At 49.8% G+C, this 17,405-nt stretch carries 12 protein-coding genes; 1 reads left to right on the top strand and 11 read right to left on the bottom strand.

The annotated features are described in order from the left end of the window. Nucleotides 1–15: 15 nt before the first annotated feature. The 4 genes from OCV96_RS03065 to OCV96_RS03080 form a co-directional block, all read right to left on the bottom strand. A complete protein-coding gene (locus OCV96_RS03065; protein WP_262593462.1) occupies nucleotides 16–1,308 on the bottom strand; it encodes a glycoside hydrolase family 25 protein in 1,293 nt (430 codons plus the stop codon). Beyond that, nucleotides 1,298–2,167, bottom strand: a complete 870-nt coding sequence (gene rfbA, locus OCV96_RS03070; RefSeq protein ID WP_022313580.1) for a glucose-1-phosphate thymidylyltransferase RfbA — start codon at nucleotides 2,165–2,167, stop codon at nucleotides 1,298–1,300. Before rfbA ends, OCV96_RS03065 begins: the two co-directional genes overlap by 11 nt. 97 nt (nucleotides 2,168–2,264) lie before the next feature. Continuing rightward, entirely contained in the window at nucleotides 2,265–3,350 is a 1,086-nt protein-coding gene (gene rfbB, locus OCV96_RS03075) for a dTDP-glucose 4,6-dehydratase (protein ID WP_118502337.1), read from the bottom strand. A gap of 478 nt (nucleotides 3,351–3,828) precedes the next feature. Beyond that, nucleotides 3,829–6,681, bottom strand: coding sequence for a GH25 family lysozyme (locus OCV96_RS03080; protein ID WP_262593463.1), 2,853 nt, complete (start codon nucleotides 6,679–6,681; stop codon nucleotides 3,829–3,831). Nucleotides 6,682–6,888: 207 nt separating this feature from the next. Here OCV96_RS03080 and OCV96_RS03085 point away from each other — a divergent pair, with 207 nt between their 5' ends. Next, entirely contained in the window at nucleotides 6,889–8,115 is a 1,227-nt protein-coding gene (locus OCV96_RS03085; RefSeq protein WP_227731955.1) for an SGNH/GDSL hydrolase family protein, read from the top strand. 74 nt (nucleotides 8,116–8,189) lie between these two features. Here OCV96_RS03085 and OCV96_RS03090 read toward each other — a convergent pair whose 3' ends face one another. Genes OCV96_RS03090 through OCV96_RS03120 form a run of 7 tightly spaced genes read right to left on the bottom strand, consistent with a single transcriptional unit; the run spans nucleotide 8,190 to nucleotide 17,404 of the window. Continuing rightward, the gene (locus OCV96_RS03090; RefSeq protein ID WP_022312211.1) at nucleotides 8,190–8,957 is read right to left on the bottom strand and encodes a hypothetical protein; all 768 of its coding nucleotides are present in this window, start codon (nucleotides 8,955–8,957) and stop codon (nucleotides 8,190–8,192) included. Between the two features lie 18 nt (nucleotides 8,958–8,975). Next, nucleotides 8,976–10,046 carry a DUF6077 domain-containing protein gene (locus OCV96_RS03095; RefSeq protein ID WP_262593464.1) on the bottom strand — a complete coding sequence of 357 codons (1,071 nt, stop codon included), beginning with the start codon at nucleotides 10,044–10,046 and terminating at the stop codon, nucleotides 8,976–8,978. 38 nt (nucleotides 10,047–10,084) lie between these two features. Beyond that, nucleotides 10,085–11,857, bottom strand: a complete 1,773-nt coding sequence (locus tag OCV96_RS03100) for a hypothetical protein (protein WP_262593465.1) — start codon at nucleotides 11,855–11,857, stop codon at nucleotides 10,085–10,087. Between the two features lie 22 nt (nucleotides 11,858–11,879). After that, nucleotides 11,880–13,751: a DUF6044 family protein gene (locus OCV96_RS03105; protein WP_262593466.1), complete on the bottom strand. Its 1,872-nt coding sequence runs from the start codon at nucleotides 13,749–13,751 to the stop codon at nucleotides 11,880–11,882. A 36-nt stretch (nucleotides 13,752–13,787) separates the two neighbouring features. Next, the gene (locus tag OCV96_RS03110) at nucleotides 13,788–15,257 is read right to left on the bottom strand and encodes a hypothetical protein (protein ID WP_262593467.1); all 1,470 of its coding nucleotides are present in this window, start codon (nucleotides 15,255–15,257) and stop codon (nucleotides 13,788–13,790) included. A gap of 1 nt (nucleotide 15,258) precedes the next feature. Continuing rightward, nucleotides 15,259–16,410, bottom strand: a complete 1,152-nt coding sequence (gene rffA, locus OCV96_RS03115; RefSeq protein WP_227063603.1) for a dTDP-4-amino-4,6-dideoxygalactose transaminase — start codon at nucleotides 16,408–16,410, stop codon at nucleotides 15,259–15,261. 25 nt (nucleotides 16,411–16,435) lie between these two features. Then, a complete protein-coding gene (locus OCV96_RS03120) occupies nucleotides 16,436–17,404 on the bottom strand; it encodes a glycosyltransferase family 2 protein (protein ID WP_262593468.1) in 969 nt (322 codons plus the stop codon). Between the last annotated feature and the right edge of the window lies 1 nt (nucleotide 17,405).

A 17,405-nucleotide genomic window follows, 5' to 3' on the forward strand; every position in this document is an offset into this window, starting at 1 on the left:
CTCTATTTTTATTGACTATTCGTAGGTGATATTCATGTCCACACGACCTTCGATGCCGTCCACTTTTCCCTTGGAGGTATACTGCCAGGTCTTATAATATCCCTGATATAACGGAACACTGCGATACTCTGCCAGCCAGATATGATAGTTTTCCAGTCTTGCTGTCTGCAGATTATTGTTGTACCAGTTACGGCTGGCATAGACACCCGCCATGTATCCGGCATTTTCTATGGTCCTGCAGAACGCTTCACATACCAGTGTTCTGGTCTCCGCATCCAGACTGTCCGCACGGCCGTTACCGCCCGCACCTTCGGTATCGATAAATACCGGATAGTTCAGCCGGTAATCCCGGATCAGTTCGATCACCGCGGAAGCCTCTTCCACAGCTTCCTTCTCATCCACAGCCTGGGTGAAAAAGTATACGCCCACCGGAATTCCTGCGGCCTGTGCACCCTTCATGTTCGTCACGAACATGGGATCTTCCACCAGGCTTCCGGTTACCGAACCGCGGTATCCGGCACGGATAATGGCAAACTGCACTCCTGCGTTTTCCACCTTATCCCAGTCGATCTCCTTGTTCCATTTGGAGACATCGATACCGACCTTTGCGTTACCGGACGTGGTCTGCAGCTTCTGGATCTCTGTCTTGTCCGCATCTGCCAGAGCACCTGCCACGGCGCTGTCCTCGGCTTCTGCATCCACTTCATCCTCCGTCTTGATCAACAGGGAAATATCGTCAATGGCCAGAAACTCCACTTTATCCTTGACGTGAACTCTTGTCTCACTGACCGGAACCTTATATCCCTCAATGGGAAGGAGCTCAATATAATAGTCTCCGGAATCCAGATCTCCAATGTAAATGATACCGTCCTGATCCAGATCCTTGTAATCTCCCAAACCGTCCAGTCGTACGTAGAAGCTCTCCCCGGTCACCGGACTTCCTTCGTTGTCCACGATCTGGATCCGCAGATCCTTTTCTATGGAGGTGGCTACCAGAGATAGACGGTTGCTGTTATCCTTTGCAGCTTCCAGAATTGGATTTACTTCCTGATCAAAAAACGTATTATCTTTTAAAAATGCCTTCAGATCATTGCCGATCTGACCATCCGGTGAGACCGTCTCTTCTGCCTGATCGCCATTTTCCGCCGGAGATGCACTGTCACCCGCTCCGGCATTCTGAGTGCCGGATGCCGGCGGTCCGGAAGCTGCCGTAAACTGCTCCCTGTTGACATACATGACCAGCAGTGCCACCAGCAGGATCACCGCCATGGAGGCCAGAATCGCCATTTTCCGCAGCTTAGAGTCCATTTGCTACCTCTACCAGATATTTTCCGTAGTTCGTCTTAAGCAGCGGCTCTGCCAGAGCAAGCAGCTGCTCTTTGTCAATGAATCCTCGCTTGAAAGCGATCTCTTCAATACAGGAAATGTACAGACCCTGTCTCTTCTGGAAAGCCGCCACAAAATCTGCCGCATCCAGAAGGGCATCATGATTGCCGGTATCCAGCCATGCAAAGCCTCTTCCCAGTGTCTCTACCTGTAAACTGCCTCTGTTCAGGTACTCGTTGTTGATGCTGGTGATCTCAATCTCTCCTCTTGCAGAGGGCTTTACATTCTTTGCGATCTCCACTACAGCATTGTCATAGAAATACAGTCCGGGAACCGCATAATTGCTCTTGGGATGCTCCGGCTTCTCCTCGATGGAAAGTGCCTTGCCGTTCTCATCAAATTCCACTACACCGTATTCTCTGGGATCACGCACATAATAGCCGAAAATAGTTGCGCCCTTTTCTCTGGCAGCTACTCTGCGCAATACTGCGGAAAAGCTCTGTCCGTAGAAAATATTATCTCCCAGTACCAGTGCCACTCTGTCATTACCGATGAAATCCGCACCGATGATAAAGGCATCTGCCAGCCCGCGGGGCTGATCCTGCACCGCATATTCCAGGTGCATGCCCAGCTGGCTGCCGTCTCCCAGCAATTCCTGAAATACCGGAAGGTCTCTTGGGGTGGAGATGATCAATACCTCTCTGATATCTGCCAGCATCAGTGTTGACAGGGGATAATAGATCATGGGTTTATCGTACACCGGCATGATCTGCTTGGAAATCGCTTTTGTCAGGGGATACAGTCTGGTTCCGGAACCTCCCGCCAGTATAATTCCTTTCATTTCGTCCTCCGATCCGCCCTTTTCGGGCTTCTTTTTACTTGTTTTTTAACACACCGAATGGGAACGACGTTCATCGTTCCCATTTAACAGGTATTCTTTACTTTTCTTCGTACATCTCATTGTAGTACTTCTGGTAATCACCGCTGGTCACATTATTCATCCAGTCTTCATGCTCGAAGTACCAGGCGATGGTCTTGCGGATGCCTTCCTTGAACATGGTCTCGGGATACCAGCCGATCTCTGCCTTGATCTTGTCCGGTGCAATGGCATATCTTCTGTCATGTCCCTTACGATCCTCCACGTAAGTGATCAGGTCGTTGTTAATATGCGCCTTGCGGGGATCGGAATCCGGAAGCATCTCCTGCAGAGTCTCAATGATAATGTGGATGATCTCGATATTCTGCTTCTCATTATGTCCGCCCACATTGTAGGTTTCGAACAGTCTTCCCTGTTCCTGTACCATATCGATAGCCTTAGCATGGTCTTCCACATACAGCCAGTCACGGACGTTCTTACCGTCACCGTAGACCGGAAGCTTTTTGCCATGCAATGCATTATTGATGATCAGAGGGATCAGCTTCTCAGGGAACTGGAAAGGACCGTAATTGTTGGAGCAGTTGGTAATGTTGGCAGGGAAATGATAGGTATCCATATATGCCTTCACCAGCATGTCCGAGCTTGCCTTACTTGCGGAGTAAGGGCTGTGGGGATCATACGGAGTGGTCTCATAGAAGAATGCATTGTCATCATCGGGAAGAGATCCGTAGACCTCATCTGTAGATACATGCAGGAACTTCTTGCCTTCTTTGAAGCTGCCATCGGGAAGCTCCCAGGCTGCCTTGGCACAGTTCAGCATCACTGCAGTACCCAGGACATTGGTCTGTACGAAGATCTCCGGGTTGCGGATACTTCTGTCTACATGGCTTTCTGCCGCAAAATGTACCACACGGTCGATATCATTCTCTGCGAAAATTTTGCTGATGGCATCCTTGTCACAGATATTAGCCTTGACAAAGGTGTAGTTCTCACGCTTCTCCACGTCCTTGAGATTCTCAAGATTGCCTGCATAGGTCAGTGCATCCACGTTGATGATACGGATTTCATTATCGTATTTTTTAAACATGTAATGAATATAGTTGGAACCGATAAAACCGGCCCCTCCTGTTACCAGATAAGTTCTCATTTTTTCTCCGTTCTGCGCGAAGCGCACATTTTTTGTTATAGATAGGGGTATTTTACCATAAAACAAGCAGGATATCAACACGGCTCCTCCGCACTTCGTGCTCTCGGACCCGTGACACCCATTCGCATTCCGGGCTATCGGCATTCTTAGCGCCGGGTATTAACACGGCTCCTCCGCACTTCGTGCTCTCGGACCCGTGACACACATTCGCATTCCGGACTATCGGCATTCTTAGCGCCGGGTATTAACACGGCTCCTCCGCACTTCGTGCTCTCGGATCCGTGACACACATTCGCATTCCGGACTATCGACATCCGCAGCTCTGGGTATTAACACGGCTCCTCCGCACTTCGTGCTCTCGGACCCGTGACACCCATTCGCATTCCGGACTATCGTCCTACATGCTCATGTGTGTTTGATTTGCTAATAAAGTCCCAGCCTCGCCTGCAAGCAGTCGGTCTGGGCTTTATTGCAAATCTTAATATCCCAGGTAGCTGAGGTTCAGATCCACATTGCCGCTGATGCCGCTGACTTTTCCTGTGGATTTGTATTGCCACAGATCATAGCGTCCGGTGTAGGTGGGTGCTGCTGCATACTGGGCCAGCCAGATCTTGTAGCCACTCAGTGCACTTGCATCCATCTTCTGGCTGAGCCAGGTCTTGTTGGCATACACACCTGCGGTGTATCCTGCATTCTGAATGGTATTGCAGAATGCCTTACATACTGCCGTTCTGGTAGCGGAATCGATCTTATCACCTCTTCCGCCGCTTCCTTCCACATCCAGGAATACCGGATAGGAAATCTTGTAACCGCTGATACGATCCAGTACCATGGAGGCTTCCTGTACTGCCTCGACCTCATCCACTGCCTGGGTAAAGAAGTATACACCCACTTTCAGTCCTGCTGCCGTAGCTCCCTTGATGTTGGTCTTGAAGGTAGGGTCATCGATCAGTGCTCCCTGAGAGGAACCGCGATAACCCACACGGATGATCACGTAGCTGACACCGGAATTCTTCACGGCGTTCCAGTCAATTTTTCCATTCCACTTGGACACATCGATTCCCATGGTGCCGGAACCAACTACCAGAGATCCGTCACTGGCAAAATTGTATTTTGCGCCCTGAATGACCTGTTCTCCGGTAACCTTGTTGCCATCCGCTGTAAAGAAATAAAGCTTTCCGTCCAGTGTCTGCCATCCGGTGTATTTCACATCACCTTTGATAAAGAACTTAGAGGCAGTAAAGTAATCCGCATAGACTGCTTCACGATAGCTGTCACCATCCTGTACATACAGCTGTACACCGCTCTTGTCTTTCAGCTTGGTAGTTTTATCTTCTCTCGCATTGGAAGCCTTTACTGTTACTGTGCACTTGGCTTCCACCTTGTTGCTGCCTTCTGTATACGTTACCGTTACCGTAGCACTTCCCGCTTTCACACCGGTGATAGTAATGGTCTTGCCGCTTACAGCCACAGTTGCTATACCGGTATCGCTGGAAGCCGCACTTACGGTTCCACTTCCGCTGACTTTTGCGGTAACTGTATCCGTTGCCTTCTGATAAGTCGTCACTGCCGTTTTATCCAGAGTAATTGTCGCCGCCGGAGTCGCTGTAGGGGTTGCCGTAGGAGTCGCTGTAGGAGTTGCCGTAGGGGCCGCTGTCGGGGTTGCCGTAGGGGCCGCTGTCGGGGTTGCTGTTGCCGCCGGGGTTGCTGTTGCCGTCGGGGTTACTGTCGGAGTCGCTGTGGGCTCTGCAGTCGGGGATACTGTCGGTTCTTTTGTAGGTTCTGCTGTGGGCTCTGTTGTAGGTTCTGCTGTCGGTTCCGCTGTAGGAGACACTTCTGCCATCCGCAGGAACTTACCGCTGTAAGCCACCGTTACGGTCTCCGGATCGGTAATGGTATCCTTGGATACTTCTTTATAAGTATTGGCAGTCGCGGTACTTGCCACCCACTGCACAGTATCCTGCAGTGTTGACTCTACAGTAGTATCCTTGATCTGTGTATCCTCTTTTGCAGCATTGATCTCAGATTCTTTCTTGATCTCATTGGAGACATCGACCTTTTTATAGGCGATATCTTTCTTTACTTCTACTTTCTGTGCTGCTGTCGGCAGAACATAGTCCTTGTATTTATCATCCGTCAGTGCGTTTACCGCTACGGAGTAATTCCCCGGCGTAATACCCTTTTTATAGATAATACCGTCCATATCGTCATCAGTCCAGGTCTCGGTCTTGCCGTTGGGATCTGTGATGGTTACGCTGAAGGGTACGTTGGAGATCAGCTTGCCGGTCTTTTTATTGTTAAATTTGATCTTCAGATCCTTCTGTACAGAGACCAGCTCCAGTTCTACCGTACCGCCGTTGGTGTACTCTGCCTCTTCATATTCCTTCTGTTCTTCCGGATCTTCTTCTACCGCATTGGCTGCCGCGATCTTTGCCATCTGTGCGTCTGCCACTGCCAGAAGTCCCTGCTCACCGATCATCTGGATGCCGTCCAGCTGTGTTCCCACGCTGACGAACTCCGATACCTGTCCATCCACTGCCCGGGCACTGGCATAGACACTTCCGGTCACGATAGCCAGAATCAGTACCGCCACTCCGGTAGCTGCCATGATCCGGTCCATGGTACTCAGGTTCAGGAATTTTGTCCAGATTACAGCGATTCCGCCCTGCTTTTTGCCCCCGGTCTTTCTCCTGCCCGTGGGAGCCGGCTCTTCCTCGTAATCCTCGTCGGCATAATACTCTTCATCGTCACTCTCTTCGATGTACTCCACGTCATCGGCATAGTACTCCTCACCGTCTTCTTCTCCGGTGTACTCTTCTTCATCGGCATAGTACTCCTCACCGTCTTCTTCTCCGGTGTGCTCTTCCTCATCGGCATAGTACTCCTCATCGTCTTCTTCTCCGGTGTACTCTTCCTCATCAGCGTAGTACTCCTCACCGTCTTCTTCTCCGGTGTGCTCTTCCTCATCGGCGTAGTACTCCTCATCGTCTTCTTCTCCGGTGTACTCTTCCTCATCAGCATAGTACTCTTCGCCGTCTTCTTCTCCGGTGTACTCTTCCTCATCAGCATAGTACTCTTCGCCGTCGTCTTCTCCGGTGTACTCTTCCGCATCGGCATAGTACTCTTCACCGTCGTCTCCTCCGGTGTATTCTTCCTCATCGGCATAGTACTCTTCGCCGTCAGTCTCTTCCGGATACTCTTCTTCGTCGGCATAGTATTCCTCGCCGTCGTCTTCTCCGGTATATTCTTCCTCGTCCCAATCGTAACCATCCTGTACGTCTTCTTCCCAGTTACGGTCCGGACGTTTTGTATGGTTAAATAATTTTTTCATCTGATCTATCCCTTCTGCTCATAATTCTCGGTGTAACAATTCCGTAACATTATAGCATTGTATTTTCCCCACATCAAGGCATTCACCCATTTCTTCAGAATTTCTTAAATCTTTCTAATATTATGGACTTTCTTTTCGTATAATAGTAAAATCAATATAACTCTTTTTACCACTACATTATTGAATTACCTGAAACGGAGAGAATACATGAAACGAAACAATAACAACCATAATATCCACGCATCTTCTGTGAATGACATGCCGGATATTGAGATTGTAGATCTGGAAAACGACACAATGCAAGACACAGATTCTGGTAATTTCCATTCCGGGAATACTCGTTCCGGTTCTGTGCACAATTTCCATACCGATTCCGATGACGACATAGAAGACCTTTACGTAGATGCCGATGAAGAAATCCCTGAGGGCGAAGAGTCTGTGGCCCCTGCCGGTATCCGGCGCTTTCTGAATTTTCACGTACTGTTTGCTCTCGTGCTTCTTATTGTTGTCGGCGTGGTAGGATACCGCGTCACACACTGGGGACAGAGGATCAGCCAGTCCGACATCTTCAAGGACGGACAGGGTTCCTACGACGACAGTTGGGATTCCATCCTTCCCCTGACCGACGAAAACGGTCAGATGATCATTAATGATGCTTCCAATATCGTTGTCTTCGGAAATGCTCCCTTCGCAGATGACAGGGACTCTTCCGACAATCTGGCCAATCTGATCGCCAAAGAGACCGATACCACCGTTTATAACTGTTCCATCAGCGGAAGTTACCTTGCTGCACAGCAGTTAAACTACGACCCCACCGTTGCCCCCATGGATGCTTACTGTCTCTACTGGCTGGTGAACCTGGCCGTTGGGGTTCCTCTGGATGGCTACTACACCGATGCAGCCAATGCTCTGGGCGACAAGACACCGGCCGAAGCAGAGGAAGTAATCAACACACTGAAAACTCTGGATTTCAACACGATCGACACCGTTGCCATTATGTATGATGCTACCGATTATCTGTCCGGCAACGCCATGTACAGTGATGAGAATCCCACGGATCCCACGCAGTTTACCGGCAATCTGGAGGCCAGCATTGAAGTATTGCAGAACTATTACCCCCAGATCCGCATTATCGTTATGTCTCCGACCTATGCATATGCTGTGGATGAGAACGGCGACTATGTAAGCTCCGATATGTATATTTACAACGGCCGTGATGTCTTATCCACTTATGTGATCAAGGAATGTTACTCCGCCAATATCCACAGCGTATCCTTCATGGATAACCTGTACGGCAGCATTACCGAAGACAATGCCGATGAATATCTTGTCGACAATCTGCACCTGAATGTAAAAGGACGTAAGCTCATCGCCAAACGTTTTGAATACTTCCTGAATTACTATTCCAAGGATTATGCATCCCAGGAAAAATAATTCCGGTCAAAAAAGGCTCCCGAAGCAGCCAGTTACTTTGCTGCTCCGGGAGCCACTTGTTTTTCCCTGAAATCTCATTCCTTCATAAAGTAATACAGATCCACTGTGGAATCTTTGTAGATCACATATCCGTGCATTCTTCCGAATTCTTCAAATTCCTGATCCTGCATCTTCCCCACCAGTTTTTTATCTTCCGACAGGATCACATAGGCACAGGCCTCTTCTCTGGCCAGTTCTGCCAGCTCCTGTGCATCAATGACCTCCTGCTCCATAACATCATAAAGATCATTCTGCACCGTCCACTTGCTCACCATAATGTCCCGGCCGTAGGGCATACAAATCACATTGGAATACTGTCTCACATACTGCAGCAGTTCTCCCGGGAATGCCGCCATGACTTCTCTGCCCGGAACCTCAATGGTATCACAGATATCCACAACGCTCTGGGGTACATGATACGCATTTTCCGCCTTCTGAAAATTGGGATTCCTGTAGATCAGACTGCCGGATATCGTAAACAGCACAATAGCCAACGTTATCCCCACATATCTTTTTCTACCGGCGAGTTTTCCACAAAGCTGCACCGTACCGAAAGCAATCACCGGTGTCACAGGCAACAACCACAGGATCCGGTAATAGATTTCCCCATCCGCCATCTGAGAGACGATCTTCGCCACCAGCGGATTAAAAAAGACAAGCAGCAATACTAACGGCACATAAAGAAACATCACCCGGATATATTTTCTTTTCTCTGTGAGCCACAGATACAGCAGACTCACCAGGAACCACAGAACGATCAGTCCGGTCCCCATATATTCCTGAAACAGCTTTAAAGCATCCATTCTTCTCCTCCGGTCCTATCATCCCAACAGCAAATACATTCCGGCATACACAATGCAGGGAATACAACAGCCGATCAATGGCAGTATGAGTTTCCATTTTCTGTAACTGACCGCGCCACAGAGCCCGGCCGTTCCCACCAGCATGCATGCCAGCAATGCTCCCATGGTACTGGCCAGACAGCAGGCCGTCATCACAGATCCCAACAGCACCCAGAAACCGACAGTGATCTTCTGTTCTTCCTGTATTTTTCGAAGCAGTGTCAGCAGCAGGAAAAATATCATGGGGATCAGGATACTTCCCAATGCAGCCTTCCCCTGTCTGCTCCTGGCAATCATAAAATTCTCTACAGTATAATAAGAATAATCTCCGAAAAGCACCAGCACTTCCGTACAGAGTAAAAATGCAGGCAACGCCCATTTTTTCTTCCGGTATGCGCCCTCTCCTGCGAATAATACCCTGCTTCCCAGAAGATAAAATACTCCGTAAGTCATGGAGATCAGAGCGACCGGCACCAGAGTCTTCGCCACAATCACCGTAGTGATGCCGGTCATCTGGGCCAGCCATGCGATCCAGATGGGAAAAGGTGCCAGCCCGTGTCTCACATCCAGTTCCGTATGCATTCCCGTATAAGGGATCTTCTGATACATCCTGCCGGATTCCTCTGCCGCTGCGGAGATTGCCACATAATAGGCATCGTCACCATCACCGTAGACCATCAGCACTGCCAATACCAGCTGCACCAGCAAAAGCACACCAGCCAGCACCCACAAAACAATCTCTGCTTTCTCCGGCTTTGCTTCCCGGACTGCCCGCAGAGTACGGGACTGCCGGAAATACCGGACCGTTGCCGCTGCCAGCAGCACCAGGATGAAGCCGCAATAAGCTGCGGTCACCATCCACATACGGCCTTCCAACAGGATCACCGGCACACAGATCACCTGAAATCCCGCCCATAGCAGCATCTGACCGCTAATCCACAGAAATACCAGATTTCTACAGGGTTTATCCACATTTAAAAAACAATTTCCCACCCATGCCGGTATCGCTACCAGCAGAACGGCAAGCCACAGCAAACGAACTGCGATCATGTTTCAACCTCATTTCTGTCTTCTTATCATTTCATTCCTTATCTGGAAAACATATATATCATATCTCCGTGCACGCCTTCCGAAAGCAGAAGTTCCTCCGACGTATAACCATACTTATCCCGGAGCACAGACACTGTTGCTTCTTTATCCACACCCGGTTTGATCAATACGATCACCCGGTCCAGTGCCTCCACGGATTCCGTATCCTTACGTTCCTTCAGTTCCTCTGCCGTTACCAGCAAAGTTTTGGTGTAATGCATAAATTCCGGCAGGTTCTCATAATAGCCCACTCCCGCATAAACGCAGATGCATGGGAACTCCTCATAATCTTCCGCCAATGCTTCCTGTCTGGCATATCCCTGATAGATGTATTCCCCATCATAGGCCGCAAGCCGCAGCCCCTGTACCACCATGAGCAACAGCACCAGCATGCCTCCCACGATCTGTTCTTTCCATCCGGAGATCTCTGTCAGTTTTTTTCCAAGGAGACACAATAGCAAAGCAAGCAGCAATGCCACAAACGGAAACAAAGGCATAATATAGCGGTCCACCAGATACGGTGACATGCGGGATGCCAGCAGAAAATATCCGGCCACCGGCACCATCAGCATCCAGGCCGCATCTCTTCCGGAATTTACACCTTTCTGTTCCTGTTTCCCGGCCCGGAAGCTCAGATACAGCTTTCCCAGAAGCAGGATTGCGCCGGCGGCACATCCGCCGGTCAGAAGAGGCGCTCCCACTGTCCGATCCGCCAGAATTCTGCCAAATGCAGCCAGTCTCTGTCCGTAACCGGCAAATCCGGAGGCCAGATTGCCTAGAGCTTCCGTCCCTCTTCCGCTGGAGAACACATCCGAAATTGCAAAAGGGAACAATACCAGTCCGATCACTGCAGCGATCACCATGGACCGGATATAGCACCATAATTCTTTGTTCCTGTGCCGGTACAGCAGGATCACTGCGGTAACCGCCGCCAGCAGAAGGCAGTAAAACAGGAAAAAATACTGTGTCAGGAAACCCAGCACCGTAATAGCGATAAGGCCCTTGTTTTTCTTGTCAAACCCGTTATTCTTCCATTTTTCCACATGGACGGAAAACAGGGCGACACACAGACAGGAAAGCAGCCCATACATACGGATCAGCAGCACCGTACCCAGTGCTCCGGTACTCATTCCATAGAGAAGCACCGCCAGGATCCCCAGCTGTCTTCCCTTTCCTTCCAGGGAAAACACATCTGCCAGCTGTCTCCCCAGCCGCAGTAAAAGCCACAATGTAATTCCCAGACAGACCAGATTGATGCTGCATCCAAGCCACGGTGACAATGTTCCCCGAAAGACAGAACTCATGGTATGCAGCAGCATAAAATGTACCGGCGGATGATTGTCATCTTTTACATTAAAATAAACCGACAGGTAATCAAAGGCATCTTTCTGATCCACCGTAACATAATCCTGAAACTGCCGGTCCGTGATCCAGACCGGTTCCTCATAGACATCTGCTTTATAAGACAACAGCTTGCTGTTTCCCCGGTTCCTAAGCACATCTGTTACTGTATTTTTCAGATTCTCCAGAGTCTCTCCCGCACTGTCCCCCTCGATCTCCTCGTTCACGAATTTGGCCAGACGCCCTTCCGGCTGGGTAGGTACGATCCAGGGATTATACCTGGCATTTGCCAGTTCAAAGCTCAGAAGTTCGTCCATGTGATAGCCTTCCTTCCGGCTGACTCCCGCGCCCATCAATACCAGGCACAATATAACTGCCAGCAGTTCCGGCAGGATTTTTTTCCATTTATCCCGTTTTTCCTGTCCAATCATAGGAATCTTCCCATCTCCGTTATTATTCATTATCCATTACCCGATAGAGATAAATGCGGTAATAGCTGCTCTCTGTCTCAAAGGCCTCCGGCCTCATCAGTTCCAGACCGGTATCCTCACTGTGATCGATATAGGCTGCTGACAACAGATAGTTTCCGCCCAGCTGCCTCAGACTTTCCGCATCGATCGTATAGTCCTGAAAATAAAAGCCGCCTTTTTCGATCGTATAATAGCCGGGGCATTCCGCGCTGAACAAATAGCAACGATTCCCCCAATGGTCAAAGCTGTCTTCCAGATATTCACTCTTGTCCAGCTCCGGTGCAATGATCTCCCGGAAACGGTGCTTGTACTCCAGAGAATAGTTATTTGAATAGCCGTCCAGACAGTAAAATCCATGATACAATGCCGCAGCGGGATCGATCCCCAGACTTACGACCCGGTAATCCTGTGGTTCTTCCCCGGTATTCTCCCGCAGGTACTCCTGTACCTGATCCAGCACATCCACGGCATAATAATCCCGGAAGCTCATGGCTGCATAATTCCGGTTCACCAGTTTTCGCAGATTGGGCTTCAGATTGCTCTCCAGCAAAATCTTCCCGGCTGTTGCCACGGTAAGAAGCATTGCGGCCATTACGATGATCCCCGGGATCACACCGTTCCTGCGTCCGTTCCCTGTTTTCTCCGCTCCTGTGTCTCTTTCCGGGAGCTGTTCCGTCAGCAATAACAGGCTGCACCCCAGAATAAAATACCACAGGCAGGGACTCAGCCACAGGACTCTGTTGGCCTGAAAGCCCTTCAGAGCACCCAGACTGGAACGGATAGCGATTCCGATACTGCTGTCCCACAGTGCGGCCACTGCCGCAAAGCCTGCAATAACGGCCAGTGACAGGCCCACGGCTTTCCATAACCGTTTTTCTCCGCCCTCAGGTACATTCTTTTTATCCGCTATGTCCTTCTTCGTTGCCCGATTTAGGAAAAATAAAACAACTGTTGTCATCAACAGCACCACGAGGATCAGTCCATGATAATCCACACTGTGCTGTCCTCCCTGCAGGAGGTTTGTTTTCAACTGACTGAAAAAGTCCACCGGGCTGAGCAGATATTCCGATTTGTGAGAAATCTCTTCTCCCTGTCCTCCGGACAGCTGAAGCAATAACGAACCATTCTCAACGATATACGTAAGCAGCAAAATCCCCCAGGCTGCAGCCTGTCCGGCGGAGAACTGTTTCCTTTTGTCCACCAGTGTGACGATCTCCCATACCGCCCAGATTCCCAGCACAGCAAAACCGGATAACACCAGGGAAGAATTACATCCGAAAAGCAGTACATAAAAATAACAGAGAATCCTAAAATTCTTCGGTCTGTCCCTTTCCCCCAGCCGCAGTACACAATACATTAACAGCGGCAATCCATACTGGGACAGCCCGTACACCGGCAAAAACGGCAGATACGCATACATACATCCGGTCAGCATGGCTATAAAACCGACAAGTTCTTTTCTTCTCCGCAGTGTTTCCGATGTTTCTCCGGCCCATCCAAGCAGGCAGAACATTCCCAGATATCCGGCAAAGCTGCCAGCCACCTGCATACAGGCCAGTGCCAGTTCCGCAGGCAGCCACCGGTATAACAGCACACAGGCGGGGGCCGGCATGGTAAGCGCTGTTTTTGCTGCACCGTTCATGAATTCCGGCAATACACCGCTGCCATCCCACAGATGTCTTGCCTGCAGAAGATAGGCGATCACTTCACCGTCCAGCTGATCGTGATACACGAACACAGAGTCCTTCCCTAATACAAGATACGGAACTCCCATAAAAAATACTGCCAACGCTCCCAGAAAGAACCAGACTTTTTCTGATTTCTGCGTTTTCACTTTTGTTGTCATCTTCGTCATGGTCCTCCTTCCCGCGTTTCTGCTGTCACAATTCTATTATTTCTCCGGGTTGTCTTCTGTATCTCCGGCGCTTATGGTCCTATCGGTCCAGAGGATCATTCCCACAAGCCACAGAGAACCCGGCAGCAATCCGTTCTTGTAATCCAGGCATCCGGCATCCCGCATGGCATACCACAGGATCATGCCTGCCGCAGTGATCACACAGACTCCTGAGATCTTCCAGAACAGGCTTCTGTCCGGTACTGTTTTTTCTTTTTTCTGTCGGAGCATGGCAATGATCCCGCATATCATGCCGCTCACGACCACAACAGCGATTCCCGACAGGAACCACCAGCTGCTGTATTTTAACAAAAGCTCTGTCAGCCTTGGATCTCCCGTCATCATAATGTCTACATTTCTGCCAGAGAAGGAGTCATATCCCCTGCCGTCCAACAGCAGCTGCAACAGTACCGTAGGCATGGCATATCCGAGGCAATCCCAGGCGATCTGATGGATATTGTCTGAAGTATACGTCTTCAGATGATACTCGGCATACTCTCTGAATATCTTCTGTGCTTCCGCCTTGCCGAAATGATCCTCCAGCGTCTTTTGTATGCCGGACTCCATGGTTCCCGCATAATACCCGGCATTCCTCATCTCTTTCCAGGTCATCCAGGTACGTAGCTGTTCCGGCCATTCATCGTATTCTTCTTCCTCTCTCATATGCGTCCAGCTGAACCGGCGCATCATGGCGGCGCTCACCGTATTCTCCGCCTTCCCGTAGCTGCCCGGTGTCTGCCACATGGGCACCAGCGTGAATAAAATTCCCGCCATTGCCAGAAGGAGCAAAAGTTCCCGTCCTACTCTCTTTTTCTCCGTCTTTCTGCTCCGTAGCTGCCACAGATGTATCAGCCACAGAACAATAAGCGGTACCAGCCCCAGATACAGATTCTCCACCACACACAGTGTACTGAGCGCCCACCAGATTCCGGCTTCGAACAGACCATGTAACGGTCTGGCCGGCGCTGTCGTCTCACCATCCTCCGCCACAGCATCCTGCCGCAGGATCCGGATCACCGCCGACAGTTCCAGCAGTAAAAAGGAATATCCCGGAGAATTCGGCAATACGGCCAGATGACTTTGCATGGCACAGGGAAAGGTCAGAAGCGCCAGGCTTCCCCAGCACAAAAATATCTTTTTCCCTGTCACTCCGCATGCCCGTAAAAATACTACACCGGCATAAAATGCAATCAGGATCTGTACCGTATATACAAAAAAAGTATAAGGGATAGAACTTATGGATTCTATCCCTTTTACAAGCATCAGAAAAAGAGGGTAGCCGATCCCCATGTAGTCATCACACACAAGTGTCTCTGACGCTTTCAGCCATGTGTAGCTATCGCCGAATTCCGGAAAAATTCCAAAGGATCTGACGCCCCAGCAAATTCCCAGAAGAATCTGCACGGAGACACCCAGGAACAGAAATCTGCCTGCAACCTGTGCAGACGCTCTGCCAATTTTTTGCATGTTACTGCTCCTCTAATTCAAAAAAGTTTTTCACCAGTCCACAGATGAAATCCACCTGATCCAGTGTCAGCCCATAGTACATGGGAAGTCTTACCAGGCGCTCGCTCTCTCTGGTAGTATAACGGTCCTCGCCGTGGAACCGGCCGAACTTCTGTCCTGCGGGAGAAGTATGCAGCGGGATATAATGGAATACCGTAAGCACACCGTTCTCCTTCATATAGCTGATAAATCTTGTTCTCTGTTCCAGATCTCTTGCCTTGATGTAGAACATATGCGCATTATGCACACAGCCTTCCGGTACGGTGGGCAGGTCGATCTTTCCCGCTTTCTTTAAGGGAAGCAGCTGCTCATAATAGCGGTTCCAACAGGCAAGTCTTGCCTCATTGATCTCATCAGCGATCTCCAGCTGTGCATAGAGATAAGCCGCATTCATATCACTGGGAAGATAGGACGATCCGTAATTTACCCAGGTATATTTATCGATCTGGCCCCGGAAGAACTTGCTGCGGTTGGTTCCCTTCTCCCTCATGATCTCCGCTTCTTCCACATCCTTCTTATCACGGATCAGCAGTGCTCCGCCCTCACCCATGCTGTAGTTCTTGGTCTCATGGAAGCTGTAGGCACCGAAGTCACCGATGGTTCCCAGTGCTTTTCCCTTGTAAGATGCCAGTACACCCTGTGCGGCATCCTCTACTACCTTTAAGTTATGTCTTTTTGCGATGTCCATAATGGTGTCCATCTCGCAGGCCACACCGGCATAATGCACCGGAACGATGGCTTTCGTCTTCTCCGTGATGGCATCCTCGATCAGTGTCTCGTCAATGTTCATGGTATCCGGGCGGATATCCACGAACACAGGAACCGCACCGCGCAGTACAAAGGCATCTGCGGTGGATACGAAGGTGTAAGCAGGCATGATCACTTCGTCCCCGGGCCGAATGTTACACAAAAGTGCTGCCAGTTCTGTCGCATGGGTACAGGAGGTCGTCAACAGACATTTTCCGGCTCCGGTCCTCTCCTCGATCCAGGCATTACATTTTTTCGTATATTCTCCATCTCCGCAGATCTTCTGATTTTTTACACATTCCTGAATGTAATCTGCTGCTTTATCCACATAAGGCGGTACGTTAAACTTAATATCAATCTCTCTCATAACACATCCTCTTTTCTACTGTCTTTTAGCTTTCTCTATGTTCCCGCTTCCAACTTCCTACGGCTGTCCCAGGCACATTTTCCGTCACATGACTGATAATATATTTCGGTCTTCCCTTGACTTCTTCATAGATTCTGGCAATATAATGGCCAATCACACCAAGGCTTAACATAATAAATCCGCCAATAATGAGGATCAGCAGGATCACCGTGGTAAAACCTTCCACCGCCGTTCCCATCAGATAGCGCACCAGGGTCTGAATCGCCAGGATCACACTGAACAGAATGGATACCCCGCCCATGATCGTCACCAGCTGCAATGGCAGTGTGCTGAAGGAAGTGGCATTGGTAATGGCATATTTCATCAGACTCCAGAAGGACCACTTGCTCTGTCCGTATTTCCGCTCCTGTACTTCATATTCCACAGTCTCCGTACGGAACCCTGCCCAGAAGGTCAACGCCCGGAAAAAGGTATTGCGTTCCGGCAGTTCCAACAGGACCTGTACTACTTTTCTGTCTAAAAGCTTGAAATCGGAAGAAGCATTCATGTCCATCTTGATCAGTTTGCTCATGATCTTGTAAAAAAGTCCGGCAGACAACTTATATCCCAGACTCTCCTTACCGCGGTCGGCCTTGATACCTTCCACGATCTCGGCACCCTGCTGCCATTTTTCCCACATCTGTGGAATCACCTCAGGCGGATGCTGCAGATCACAGTCCATAACGATCACCGCATCCCCCGTAGTCAGCTCCAGGCCTGCAAAAATTCCGGCTTCCTTTCCGAAATTCCGGGAAAACTCCGCTCCCCGTACTCTCGGATTCCTGGCCGATTCTTCCTTAATGCGTTCAAAGGTTCCGTCCTTCGAACCATCACTGATAAATACCAGCTCATAATCGATCCCGTGCTGTTCCAGCAGTTTCCCCAGTACTTTTGCGGTATTGGCAATATTCTGTTCTTCGTTATATGCCGGTAAAACAATCGATAATAATGACATC

It is taken from the genome of Waltera acetigignens, from assembly GCF_025567015.1.
GTDB classification, from domain to species: Bacteria; Bacillota; Clostridia; order Lachnospirales; family Lachnospiraceae; genus Acetatifactor; species Acetatifactor acetigignens.